The following is a 13962-nucleotide window of genomic DNA, read 5'->3' as shown; positions in this document are numbered from 1 at the left end:
TTAATCAGGAGGTGTATCGAATATGGCCAGAAGCAATCGAAAACTTATCCCAGAAAGCCATCAGGTACTGCACCAATGGAAATATGAGATTGCTGAGGAATTCGGGTTGCCGGTCAGCAGCTCCGGAGGAGCGCTTGGTTCAGCTGATACAGAATTTGCAGGGGAGCTTGGCACGAGCGGAGCAACTACCGGATATTCGAGTTATTGGGGTCATCTGACCTCCCGAGAGAATGGCTCGGTCGGCGGGGAAATCACAAAAAGACTAATCGCGCATGCCCAAAGGGACTTAGTGGAATAATTTTTCTTGAAAATTGCTTTTTTTTATTTTGACATGACCTGGCAAATGCGTTAATATGACTTTTAAGGATTGTCAAATCAACCTTTTCCGCTACGGAAAAGGTTCATTTTTTGCTGTTAGCTTAATTTTGGGAATCCTCACAATGTGGCAGGGTAGCCCATTCAAACTATGAAGCGCATTGTACAATATTTTTTAGTATTGGATACTTAGGCAAATGCCATACTATCCACATGGGGAGGCTGATTGATATGTCCATCAAAGGACGCCATTTATTTACATCTGAGTCCGTAACTGAGGGTCATCCGGATAAGATTTGCGACCAGATCTCTGATGCGGTGCTTGACGCTTTTCTTAAAGAAGATCCTTATGCACGCGTTGCGTGTGAAGTGTCCGTAGCTACCGGTCTTGTACTTGTCATTGGCGAAATTAGTACCAAATCGGAATACGTGGATATTCCCGCGCTTGTGCGGAAGACAATTAGAGAAATTGGTTATACCCGTGCAAAATACGGCTTCGACTCCAATACGTGCGCTGTATTGACATCATTGAATGAGCAGTCTGCCGATATCGCTCAAGGTGTAAACGCGGCTCTCGAGCATCGTGATCCGGCGCAAGTAGACAAGGAAACAGAAAATATTGGCGCTGGGGACCAAGGATTGATGTTCGGTTTTGCGACGAATGAAACCCCTGAGCTCATGCCGCTGCCGATTGCTTTGTCCCACCGCATTGCTCGTCGTTTGGCTGAAGTGCGTAAGGACGGTACATTGAGCTATCTTCGTCCTGACGGTAAAACCCAAGTGACGATTGAGTATGTAGATGGCAAAGCCCTTCGTGTAGATACCATTGTCGTATCCACTCAACATGCCGAGGAAATTACGCTGGAGCAAATTCAAAAGGATATTAAAGAAAAAGTTATCCTTCCTGTCGTTCCTGCGGAGCTGCTCGATGAGCAAACGAAATATTTCATCAACCCTACAGGCCGCTTTGTCATTGGCGGACCGCAAGGTGACGCTGGCCTTACCGGACGTAAAATCATCGTAGATACGTATGGCGGCTATGCTCGCCATGGCGGTGGTGCATTCTCAGGTAAGGATCCGACAAAAGTAGACCGCTCCGCAGCCTATGCCGCACGTTATGTTGCTAAGAACCTGGTAGCTGCTGGTCTGGCAGATAAACTCGAAATTCAGCTTGCTTACGCTATTGGCGTGGCGACTCCTGTCTCCATCAACGTTGATACGTACGGAACAGGCAAAATTCCGGAGGAGAAACTCGTTGAGCTCATCCGTGAGAACTTTGACCTTCGTCCTGCAGGCATCATTAACATGCTGGATCTTCGGCGTCCGATTTACCGTCAGACAGCAGCTTACGGACATTTTGGCCGTACGGATCTTGATCTGCCATGGGAACGCCTAGACAAAGTTGAGACGTTGAAAGCCCAAGCAGGTATTTAAGAACGATGCATGCATAAATTATAAAACGGATATTCTGATTGCAGCTAAGCAATCGAGTATCCGTTTTTTGTTTGAGTCGATAAATTTTATGCTGTTTGTTCTAAACTTGGGGGGGGCATTTGCCGTTAATATACATAGGTGTGTATTTGGCAGCCGTGAAAAAGCGGTGTTATATACAGAATGATGGACCGGATGGAAAGGAGAACGTGAAATGCAAAGGAAGATCTCGATTCTGATTATTACAGTGTTGATGATGAACATGTTACTGGGCGCGACTGCAGGAGCTGTCGGCAATAATCGTCAAAACATAGGTGAATCGGCAGTAACAGCTTCAAATTCACTGAACCTAGGAAATATGCTGCTTAGCAAAGGGTTGCTGGCGGCGATTAGCAGCACTCCCACAACCTATAGTCCTACAGGTACGGGAGTACCTGTAACTACTAAATTAGAAGTAAAGTTCGGCAGCAACAAGGTACGAACGAATGGCCAAAAAACATTTACGATTTCTAGGGAAGTTTCTGGTTATACTGAAAAAATGGACGTTACCGTAACTCAGGCAACTTATGCGAATTCTATGATCTTAACCCCGCCAACGAATTTGCAATACGGAAGCAAATACACCATTACAATCCCAGCGGGAACATTTATTGTCGGAGAAACTAATGGTGTGAATTCATCAGCGATCAGCTGGTCTTTTACGACAGCAAATACAACAGCAACGGCATTGACCGCTACGTTCAACCCGGCAAACGGCAGTAACAGCGCCAACGTAAATACAAAGCCGGTTATCACATTTAATCGCAATGTGAACATCAATCGTAGCGTGACCAATGGGGGAATTACGCTTAAAAAGTCATCCAATAATGCTTCTATTCCCATTACGGTAACCGCTAGCGGAAACCAAGTGACGATCACTCCAAGCAGTTTGTTGGAATCAGGCACGAGCTACTACATTGAAGTCCCAAGCAATAGCATCTACGATGCTCAGAATTCCTCCATATATTATGCTGGCCTTTCCGGCACGAGTAGATGGACATTTCAGACTGGCGCGGTAGATAAAACGCCCCCAGTCTTACAGACCGCTACCATGCAATCGAATACAACGATCAGGCTATTGTACAACGAAAGACTGGATACTTCTTATAGTTTGTATACCTCCAGCTTTAAGGTGACCGTCAATGGTGAAGAGCGTCGTATAAGCAGTGCATACACCTCTGGTGACAGTGTATATGTATATTTAGAAACAGGAGTAGCGGTAGGGCAAAATATCCGCATAAGTTATACAAGCGGCAGTGTCCGACCTATCCAGGATTTAGCTGGAAATGTGGCCGCGGCTTTTTCTGATAAAGAAGTTACGAACGGTATTGATTCTGTGCTGCCGAAGCCGGAAGAGGGCTATATATCTGGCAGCACATTGACACTGCGTTTCAGTGAAAGTTTGAAGGATGTATCTACCAATGCTTATCAGCAATTTACGGTAACTGCAGGGAATCAAACTAAAGGAATTAATAGAATTAGTAGAAGCGGAGCTTATGTATATTTATATTTAACTAGCGGTGTATCGAATGGCGACGTTGTTAAAGTATCTTATACGCCGGGATCTTATCCGCTACAGGATTATCGCGGCCAAAATATCGCTGCATTCAGTAATTATTTTGTTCGGAATTACAACGATAATAAAGCACCGGAATTAACAAAAGTTGAGGGTTCCGGGTCCAAAATCATAATTACCTATAACGAGGCGCTGAGAAGCACGAGCATCCCGATGAAGAGTCAGTACTCTGTTTTAGTCAACAATTCTCCGGTATATGTGACGGGGATTGAGGTTGTGACTAACCAGGTCATTCTTACGCTTGCTTCCTCTTACTCAAAAGATCAGAACGTAACCTTATCTTATGTCTCGGCTGCAGGGGGGATTGCTGATTTGAATGGCAATCTTGCAGGGTATATTAACCTGGAACCTGTGAGTTATAACATGGTGGCGGAAGGTATTCGCTCCGCAGTCATTCGCGGCGATACAATTACTATCACTTACAATGTTCCATTGAGATCGGGCAGTTCTGCATCGGCCAATCAATTTAGCGTGAATGTGGATCAATCGAACCGGACAGTTCAATCGGCGAGCATTAGCGGCGACACGATTACTCTTAAATTAAGCGCATCAGTGAACGCAGGTCAGGTTGTCGATCTTTCTTACATGCCAGGATCTGCGCCGCTGTATGACAGCAGCGGAAAGGCGCTGCAAGCCTACAGCCGCATTTCCGTACAGAATCTTACTGCTGGAAGTCCGGGTGCTTCCACAGGAAATGCGAGCTTGCCATCGTCTATGACGGTATTTCCATCATCGGATTTTGATATGAGTGGATATTTGCTTAATTTGAATACCGCGCAAGTCCGGGAGGGCATATCTTTAAACAAACAGCAGAATATCAGAAGATATGTTATTGATGAACCTAAATTGCAGGAAGCTTTTCAGTTCCTCATTAATGGTAATGCCCTAAATAAGAAGCTAGTATTCGAAGTTCCCAATACGGAAAAAGTGGCAGAGGTTTCATGGCCATTGAGCGCAATCGTGAATATGTACGGTCTTGGCAAGACAGGTTCCATAGCTGTACGTCATCAAAATGTGATGTATGAGCTTCCAATCGAAAAGATACCGTATCCGGAAATCTCACGTTCCTTGCTCGTTAATAATTTAAATTCTGCGTATATTACGATTCAAATCGAACCGGTGGATAGAGTTCAACTGCCGACTCAGAATTACAGCAACGGTGTGACGGTCACGCCAAGCGGAGATCCTTTCCAAATAAGCGTATATGCTTATAATGGAACTTCTAATCAAGATGCAGTAGATGTCAGCCACTCAGGCCGTGTGCATTTCCGGGTAGTGAATCAAGGTGCGGCCAACCCTATTGCGGAGACTCAGATATCCCTTGTTAAATACAATCTATCGTCACGCAATTCTTCCTTCGTTCCTGCTAAGGTGACGAATAGTGGTAATTATATTATTTTCAATGGTAAAATAGAGGGGAACATTATCGTTGGCCCAGCTCTAGGATATAGTTACTTTAGTGATACGAGGAATCATTGGGCTAGCGCGAACATCAACAACCTAGCCGGCAAGCTCATCATTGACGGCCGCCAGGGCAGTCAGTTCGCGCCAAATAGCAATATTACCCGAGCGGAATTTGCCGTCTTCATTGCTAAAGGCTTAGGCCTTGAAGGAGACGAAGCTAGCGCCCGCCGCTTCCCGGATGTTCCGTCAGGTACTACGGGAGCTTATATCGGGGCAGCTGCCAAAGCAGGCATCATTGCCGGTAATATGGATGGCACCTTTAAGCCGAACAGTTATATTACGCGCGAGCAAATGTCTCTAATGATGGTTCGTGCGATGGCTTATGCGGGACAAGATATTTCCTTAGACGGACTCACCTCCGCGCAACTGCTAGGCCGCTTCAAGGATAATGGCAAAATTCAATCCAAGGAGACCGTGGCCAAAGCAGTGAAGGAAGGAATTATCCAGGGAGTCTCAATAGACACATTCCAGCCCCAAGGCAACGCTACTCGCGCTCAAGCAGCCGTCATGCTGAAGCGGGTATTGGAGAAGTTGAATTATATATAGATGTCCCCCTGACGTGATCATAATGAGAAATGAGCCTAAGGCGAACGCCTTAGGCTCATTTCTTTTACCCTACAAATGATTTGGATGGTATCAATGGTCTGATTAACTACTTCATTAAAACTCGCAGTTCCGTACAAGCTTCCCTTAATGATTCTACTTGCTCTAAATATAGAACTAGCGCATCTAAAACCACATTGTTTTTTGAGGACTCAAAAGATTCCTCCCGTATTTTCTTCAGAGCCTCACCATAGCTCGCTTTCTCTGTGTCAGTTAGTAAAGGGTTATTTCTAATACGGTTTTCTAATTCTTCGAACACCTCATGTAACCGGCGGATTTCCCAAATGGCATTCTTGACTTGGCAATTCCTCTTTTTTTTCAAAGGGGAAGAGTCGAATAGAGAAACATTGTACATTTCAGGAGTATTAAACCCTTCGACTAGAATGTGGATAATGCGCCCGACATATATGGCAAGGGTCCGGCATTGTTGGTCGGGGACATCGGAACCTATAAGCCGGAAATATTCCAACAAAATGCTGCCGGCGATAAAGATGATGTCCATAGCATGCTTCTCAATATCTTTTCCAAACATATCCGTGATGCAAACTTCAAACCAATGATAGAACTGCTCCTCTAAATCTGTCCATGCTTTTCGAATTTTCTCGTCGCTTGAATTTTTTAACGCAGGCATGTTGAACATGTTGAACATCAATGTTTGGAAGTTATGATTCAAGACAACCTTCAAATAGGTTGACATAAGCTCAACAAGACGTTCGTCGGGAGAAAGCTCTACGTTACGATACAGCTTGGTAACCTCTCTATCCAATGATTCGCTCAAATTGGAGATGCTCTCTAACAGCAATGTCTCTTTGCTGTCGAAATACTTATATAAAGATGGTTTGGTCATCCCGCTTTCTTTGGCGATTTCATCAACTGTGGTCAGAGCAAATCCTTTTTCGCCAAAAAGCCGCAGAGCATTTTGTAAAATAATTCCCTTTTTATCCTTATTCATTTAAGGGTTCCTTTCATTACAGTAAGTAGCGGTGGCCTCACGTGCAAATCTGCAAGCGAGGCCGCCGATTACATAGAGACGCTCTCTGTAGCTGTAGAGATAGATTGATCTGGAGTCCGTTTGCGGTTACGCCGGTTGTCCTTCCAATTCGCGACTACCATGTATATAGAAGGCACTACGACCAGCGTTAGAACTGTCGAGAACATCAATCCAAAAATAATAGTGTAAGCCATAGGTCTAAACAAGATGCTTCCTGTAATCGCCAATGGCAGCATTCCGATCATTGCCGTAAACGAAGTGAGAACGATAGGACGGAAACGAGCGCTTGCTGCTGAGATGACCGCTTCGTACAGACCGATTCCTTCCCGCCGCGCATCCTCAATAAATTCGAGGAAGACAATCCCGTTACGTACGACAATACCCGCTAGTGAAATTATCCCCATTATACTCATGAAGCCAATGGATGATCCAGAGACAAAGATTCCAATGATTCCGCCGGCGGCAGCCAGATATACCGTGGTCATAATAATAATCGGTGCCGACAGGGAGTAGAACTGGATCGTGATCATAATAAAGATTAAGAAAATGACGACTACGAAAAGCATAGCCAAATCCCCGAAGATATCCGCTTGGTCTGAAGTTTCGCCGCCAAATGCAATCGAATATCCTTCTGGAATGACCATGTCATTCAGAATATCGCGCACTTCGGCGTTTAGCTCAGATGCCGTCTTTCCGATCGCATTTGCTTCCACCGTGATCATACGTTCAAGGTTGTAATGCTGAATTTTTTGCGTTGTAAATGACGCCTTCATTTCAGCCAGCTGTGCTAGAGGAACTTGGATCCCTTGTTTATTGGTAATAAAAATTTGCTGGAACAATTCATTAGGACTTGCTCCTTGACTCGAAGCTTGAAAATTGATATCGACAATTTGCTTGCCCGTATCAAAATCGCCGATGTCGAGTCCATCACCCATTAGGCGCAGCGTTTGCGTCAGTGTACTGTAATCAATCATGTATTCGTCCATAGCACGATTGTTAACTTCAAACTCTAGCGTATAGCTTTGGTTCCCGAAATTGTCTTTGATTCCAGTGGCGCCGTCTAATTTGGAAATTCTCTCTTTTAACTGTTGTGACAGCTTTTGCAGCGTACCCAGATCTTCACCGGCAATCCGAACGGATACCGCAGAACCCACAGGGATTCCGAGCCTGGGGACGTGGGTCGATATCGTGGCGCCTGGGAATTGCTTCTTCAGCTCCGCTTCCCAAGCAGAGACGGTTGTATCTAATTTAAATAAACCCGGCTTGCCAATAACAGAAACCTGTCCGACAGAAGTTGAAGAGGGAAGCGCATTTGTAATGTCAGAATATAATTGGGGAGCCTTGCCGCCCACGCCTACGCTGACAACCTCAGTCTCAGGCTGCGATTCTACCCACTTGGTTATATTGTTCACCATACGATTAGTTTCCTGGAAGGACGTACCTACAGGCATTTCTATATTGATGCTGACATAAGGATCCTCAGATTCAGGGAACAAATCGACCGGCGTAATCAAAGCTAAACTGAAGGAGGCTGTTCCAATCAGAAGGCCTATGCCTGCGTACAATTTAGGCTTTTTAAGTACTTTCGGAATCAAAGTGCCGGAGTACCATACGGTTAAGGACTGAATTTGTTTGCCGAGCAAGCCAGCAGGCTTTGTCTCCTCTGAAGAAGGAATATTTCGCTTATCATTGGCTTCATCACCAACAGTTCTGCTTTTGGCTGCTCGTTGCCTGCGCCGATTCTCATGCCACTGACGGAAGATCGGTATAATGGTCAGCGACATAATCATGGAAGCGAACATGGAGCAGGAAATCACAATAGGAAGCGGCTTAATAAAGGAACCGATATCCCCGGTTAAAAATAGCAATGGTGCAAAAGCAAAAATGGTTGATAGGGTGGCAGTCAGGATAGATACGGATACTTCCTTTGCCCCCTTGATTGAAGCGACTTCAGGACTTTCCCCCAGCACGCTTAATCTGCGTTCGATATTGTCGTTGACAACGACGGCATCGTCGACCAGAATCCCTAGTACAATAATCAAAGCTACGATAGAAATTTCATTAATTGTAATTCCCGTGAAGGGCATCACGATCATTCCTATCGCTATGGAAATCGGTATGGCCGCAGCCACGATCAACGAGGTCATTAGATTAAGCCCTAATGTACAGACCAAAATTACAGCAGTGATAGCGACCAGCATCTCCTGCAGCAGCTCGCTGAACATTTTACTGACGACTTCCTTCTGACCAAAGGCAGGAGAAAAGTGTGCGCCGCTGGGTAAACTTCCCTTAAGCTCATCCAGCTTATCAGTAATCAATTTATCCATGGTCAGCACATCCGAGCCGGTCTGTGCGGAGACATTGATTGAGATGGCAGGCTGTCCGTTGTAATAAGCAAGATAGGCTGGCTTCTTATCCACCAACTGAACCTGACCGACATCTTTTAAATATACCGGAGACCCGCTCTGAGTTCTGCTGATGAGTACTTCATTCAGTTCTTTGGCATCTGAAATTTCAGATACGACTAAATCATAGCTGCGAGAGTCATAACTCAGCGAGCCCAATGGTGTGCGGTTGTTCATATTGGTTACAGCCTGCACAACCTGCTCCCAAACAATGCCGTATTGCTCTAGTTTTTGCAGATCGACCTTAATGCTCACTTCTTTGTCAGGAATACCTTCGATCTTTACATCTGCAACACCGCTCACCTGACGTATCTTATCCCGCCATTCGATCATGAGATCACTGAGAGCATACAATGTATCTGGATTATCGGCAGAGATAACATAGGAGCCGATGAAGGAGGAGATCAGGTCGTCGTTAACAATAGGTTTATGAACGCCATTCGGCAAATCGGCGGTGGCATCCTCCACCTTTTTTCGCAATTGATCCCATGTTGCAGCAGCGTCTGCATCAGGATAAGCGTATACCATAATGGAGGAAACGCCGCTTGAACTGGTCGATTCAATCGTTTCGATGGTCTCAACCTGCTTGATCGTCTGTTCCAAAATTTTAGTGACCGACTGCTCCACCCGCTCTGGCGTAGCTCCCGGGAAAACAGTTATGACTGCAGCTTGCTTCAATACGACGTCAGGCATATCCTGACGAGGGAGAGTAGTCGCGCTAAAAATACCAAATACAATCAAAATGAGAAATAATAATATCGTAATTTTTCTTTTTCGTATGGAATATTCAATCATTCTGCATTATCCTCCACGATCGTGATCGTGTCTCCGTCAAACAAGCTGTCTGCTCCGATGCTGACAACGACATCGCCTTCATGAAGCCCCGAGGCGATATTTAAGCGGTTATCCTCACTGATACCAGCTCCTAATTCGACTGCTGTTTTAACGGCTTTGTCGTTGATATATTTGAAGACATAGGGTTCCTGGCCATTACTAATGACCGCTCCGGCTGGAACAAAGATACCTTCCTTGCCGATGGAGGATAGGCCTACACGAACCACTTGACCTGGAATCCAATCCTGCTTAGGATTGGGGACGCTCACTTCCACGGTTAATGTTCCTGTTCCTTGATTGGTTGCAGGAGAGACTCTCACGACAGTACCTTGCCGTTTGCTCCCGTTCTGTTCAAGTGCTACCACTTGTCCTGGTTTCCACTGGTCCGCTTGCTCGCTTGGAACGGCGATCGGAACCATCAGTGTGTCGATCGTACCAATGACAAAGGCTTCTGCTCCAGCAGGGGCCATTTGGCCAACGACTGCCCTTTTACTCAAAATAACGCCGTCGATCGGAGCGGTCAGTTTTGTTTTGCTTAATGCCAGTTGAGCTTGCTCCAGTTGGATCGTCGCCTGGTCGTATGCCGCTTGTACTTGCATTTGCCCACCTTTGGCTTGCTCTACGGCTGCCTCGGCTGCGCTCTTGCCGGCTTTGGCCTGTTCAACTCCTGCCTGCGCCGACTTGCGCTGCTCTGTGGTAGCGCCTTCGGTCAACTCAGATAGCGATTGCTTGGCGTTCTCTAGTGAAGTTTCGGCATCTTTAAGCTGCAGTTGAAATTTTTCGTAATCATCCAGCGATATTAGACCAGCAGAATAAAGATTCGAATAACGCTCTTCATCTGCCAGGAATTTGTCATAGGCACTCTGCGCCATAGCGACCATATTTTGAGTCTGAGCAAGTTTCTGGGCGGATGCTCCTTTCTCCACGGCAGTAAAGCTTGCCTCGGCCGTATCCAGCTGCGCTTTGGCCACCTTGGCCTGGGCCTGCGCTGCTTCTACCCCTGCTTTAGCGGCGCTGAGCTGACCAGCAGCTTGAGCTACGCCGTTCTGTGCTTGTTTCAGTTGCAATTGCGCATTCTCATCATCAATGACAGCAAGTACATCCCCCGATTTGATATGATCGCCTGCTTCCACTAGCGTCTGTTGAATCTGTCCCGAAACTTGAAAGGAGATGCTTGCTTCCTGTTCCGGCTTCAGCGTTCCTGAGAAATTGTACTCCGCATTCAAAGGTTCTTTCTTAATTGTAATGACCTGTACGGCTGTCGCTACATCTCCGGATGCCGCCCCGTTATCAGCTGAACCGCATGCTGATGTTATCATAATCATTGAAATGGCTAAAAATAGAGCCGACCAACGTCCTTTCATCCAGTTCCTCTCCTCCTGAGTTTATCCCTTAGTAAATTTTTTAACTTTAAAGTAACCCAGTCGTGGCGCGCTTGTCAAGCGAGGCTCAAAAGTTGATTTCTAAATTTTCTGGTGATATTATGGGAGCGATATGATTAGTCTGATTTGGGAGAGAGAGGTAAATTTTTTATGAAAAAATGTCTATCGGCAATGATATCGTCACTGCTATGTTTGAGTCTTTTATCAGCGGGGCCGGTAGCAGTCCATGCCGCCAGTGCGGACGAAGACAACACGATTCGTACCGGGAAGGAAGCGACTCTCAAAGAGGTATTAAAGGATTCCTTTATTGATTCGGGCACTCTGCTGCCTATAAAGCGACTAGATCTTGATACTGTACTGAAGTTATCGTTGGATCATTCACTGAATTACAGACTATTAACTTTAAAATTGACAGCAGTAAAATTAAATGAAGGAAGTCTTAAAGAACAGAAAGAAGAGCTTGATAGTGCCAGCGGAGGGGCGGGCAGCTCTTATACATTACCGGAATCCATTGAGGAGATTCAGGAGAAATATGGCGAGATTCCGGAGGAGATGCTGCCATCCTTGTATCCAACGCTAGAAACTAATATGGTTGTGAATCAGTTATTGAATGGTGTTGGCAATATTGCCGATGCCATGAACAAGCAGCTGCAGGGGCAACGCGACCAGCTGATTCTTGCTTTGAAGCAGATTGAGATGGAGCAGTCCAATACGGTTCTTGATTTGGAGGAAGCTCGCATAGGAATTAAGCTGCAAGTGACTTCGCAATATGCGGAACTGCTTTCGTTAAACAAACAACGGACTGTGGCTGAAAAGTACTTAGAAATCCTGAAGGCCGACTTGAGGAAAGCCGAACTGATGCAGGAAATGGGCATGACTTCAGCAGTCAAAGTTACCGAAGCGCAAAGGGAAGTTCAAAAGCAGGAGCAGCAGATGGAGGGGCTAAAGAACAAATATGAATTGGCATTAGTCCAGTTTAGCTTCGATCTTGGCATCGTCTATGACCCCAATATCGAGCTGGCAGACCTGCCGGATTTCACCCCGCAGCCAATCAGCCCCTTGAAGCGGGAGCGTATATTGGAAAAGTCATTTGAAATGAAGCGGCAATGGAACTCCATCATTTTGGCAAAACATCAAGAGAGTCATACTCGAGCTACCAATGACGATCAGGAAGATTTGCTGGAGCTAAATGTGCTTATTGCAGAGCAGCAGGCTGAGAAAACACGGATCGAGCTTAACAAAAAAATCGATGAACTATACAGTAATGCGGAAATGGCTTACAAGGCTTACGAAAATGCAGTCAACGATTATAATAACGCGAAGCAAGATGATATACACATGACAAAGCGATACGACAACGGATTAATCTCTCGCCATGATTATGACAAGTCAACCTTCATTTTGACGCAGCAGGAGCTTGTGAAGGAGCTGACTCGAATTCAGCTTTACGTAGTGGAACGTTCCGTAGAGGTGCTTGAGGAAGGCTTCATTATGTAAGGATCCATGATGGATCGCTGGGGTTTTCGTTTGGGTCTTATCCTACAGGCTATTCCCGTCAAGGTAAGCAGTCGGGCATGTAAAACGTTCTTCCATTTTAAAATGGAGGAACGTTTTTTCGTGTACGTCGCCGAATGAGAGAATGATTTTGCACAAATTAGCTGGATTCTCTGTATGTAAAAGTTGCACTTTAATGCGGAGTGTGTGATTAGCTGGAATTCCTGTAGTTAATATGAGTTGGATTGGGAAGTAAGACTAGAAAACAATGTGGTAGATACACGAAATCCAGCTATTTTAAATAGGTTATGAATTAAAGCTAAAATAGATACAAGAAATCCATCTAAATTTAACATTTTGATTGCGGAAGTAGGCCAAGTTGGTTCAATCGACGTTTCATAAGGGTTAGGCAGACATAAGAGTTAGTTTATTAAATCCCAAGCGTTACTAATGAGTTCATACTGATGTACGCGCAATCCTGCTCCGGAGTAAATGGGACGAAGCCAGCCTTTTTGAGTTAGTGAATGTAAAATTCGAATGGCCGTGCGATGATCCATGCAAAGATGAGTGGCTACTTGTTTGGGGCGGATGGGCTGCATAGAGCTTAGGCACAGGCGAATAACTTCTGCTTCTTCCAGAGCGCCTGGCTTAAGAGGAGGTTGTTGTGTTAGGTAACGGTTGAAAAGTAACTGCAGCAAATTGCGGCATATTTCGGGCCTATTGGCAACGTCATCGTATGCTAGTGATATTACTCGGTAGCCCAGTGTTTGTAAGTAAAGCTCGCGGTTCAATTCATTACTGTATTTGGTCCGATCCATCTCGGTGACATGCGGGCCATAGCCTTTAATTTCAAGTATGATTCTTAAATGCCCAGGTAAGAAGGCGAAATCACCAAAATAGGAGCGCCCGCGCCAGTCTGGGACCTCGTACTCGGGATGAAGATGATCGAGGTTTCTATACAGGGGCCACCAGACATTTTTCAGGAAAAGTGTTTCTCCGTGACCGTGACCTCTCTCAAGGCGAGCTCTACGTTCTCCCTTACGACGCAAAATGTGACTGTTAATAAACTGCCTGTGGGCTTTTTCGAATTCCATGTTTACCTGCCTCCCAATAGAGTTTGATGGGTATACAAAAACGCCCTGCCCATTAAAATGTGGACAGGACGTTCTTCGTCATGTATATCACCATTATACGAATATGTATCTCATTTAGCTAGCGGTATAAGTATTGATTAGACTATCTTTTGCAGGAGATAGGAATTAGTTAGGAGGGGAGAGAGCGGTATAACGGTAGCATAGCGGCATAACGGGAATGTAAATGGATTTCTTGCAGTTAATTCAACTAAATTTCATGGTAGGCTGAATTTAGCTGGATTTGGAGTATTTAAAACAGTTTAAAAATGTAAAAGCTACTATCGCGACTAATTTA

Annotated in this window: 8 protein-coding genes; 4 read left to right on the top strand and 4 right to left on the bottom strand. The window is 45.3% G+C overall.

Annotation, left to right across the window (positions count from 1 at the left end; translation table 11 throughout):
- Nucleotides 1-22 precede the first annotated feature (22 nt).
- From ACYUJT_RS22205 to ACYUJT_RS22195, 3 genes are all read left to right on the top strand, one after another.
- Nucleotides 23-298, top strand: a complete 276-nt coding sequence (locus ACYUJT_RS22205) for a small, acid-soluble spore protein, alpha/beta type (RefSeq protein ID WP_460326438.1) — start codon at nt 23-25, stop codon at nt 296-298.
- A gap of 248 nt (nt 299-546) precedes the next feature.
- The gene (metK, locus tag ACYUJT_RS22200) at nt 547-1749 is read left to right on the top strand and encodes a methionine adenosyltransferase (RefSeq protein WP_460326436.1); all 1203 of its coding nucleotides are present in this window, start codon (nt 547-549) and stop codon (nt 1747-1749) included.
- Between the two features lie 211 nt (nt 1750-1960).
- Entirely contained in the window at nt 1961-5371 is a 3411-nt protein-coding gene (locus ACYUJT_RS22195; RefSeq protein WP_460326434.1) for a SwmB domain-containing protein, read from the top strand.
- Nucleotides 5372-5477: 106 nt separating this feature from the next.
- Here ACYUJT_RS22195 and ACYUJT_RS22190 read toward each other — a convergent pair whose 3' ends face one another.
- The 3 genes from ACYUJT_RS22190 to ACYUJT_RS22180 form a co-directional block, all read right to left on the bottom strand.
- On the bottom strand, nt 5478-6380 hold the full coding sequence (locus tag ACYUJT_RS22190) for a TetR/AcrR family transcriptional regulator (protein ID WP_460326432.1): 903 nt from the start codon (nt 6378-6380) through the stop codon (nt 5478-5480).
- Nucleotides 6381-6448: 68 nt separating this feature from the next.
- The gene (locus tag ACYUJT_RS22185; RefSeq protein WP_460326430.1) at nt 6449-9619 is read right to left on the bottom strand and encodes an efflux RND transporter permease subunit; all 3171 of its coding nucleotides are present in this window, start codon (nt 9617-9619) and stop codon (nt 6449-6451) included.
- On the bottom strand, nt 9616-11022 hold the full coding sequence (locus ACYUJT_RS22180) for an efflux RND transporter periplasmic adaptor subunit (protein WP_460326428.1): 1407 nt from the start codon (nt 11020-11022) through the stop codon (nt 9616-9618). The genes ACYUJT_RS22185 and ACYUJT_RS22180 overlap by 4 nt, the downstream gene beginning before the upstream one ends.
- A gap of 210 nt (nt 11023-11232) precedes the next feature.
- Here ACYUJT_RS22180 and ACYUJT_RS22175 point away from each other — a divergent pair, with 210 nt between their 5' ends.
- Entirely contained in the window at nt 11233-12537 is a 1305-nt protein-coding gene (locus ACYUJT_RS22175) for a TolC family protein (protein WP_460326426.1), read from the top strand.
- Between the two features lie 419 nt (nt 12538-12956).
- Here ACYUJT_RS22175 and ACYUJT_RS22170 read toward each other — a convergent pair whose 3' ends face one another.
- A complete protein-coding gene (locus ACYUJT_RS22170) occupies nt 12957-13628 on the bottom strand; it encodes a hypothetical protein (protein ID WP_460326424.1) in 672 nt (223 codons plus the stop codon).
- Nucleotides 13629-13962 lie beyond the last annotated feature (334 nt).

The sequence above is a fragment of the Paenibacillus sp. YSY-4.3 genome (assembly GCF_054767475.1).
This window is presented reverse-complemented; position numbering and strand designations above follow the sequence as displayed.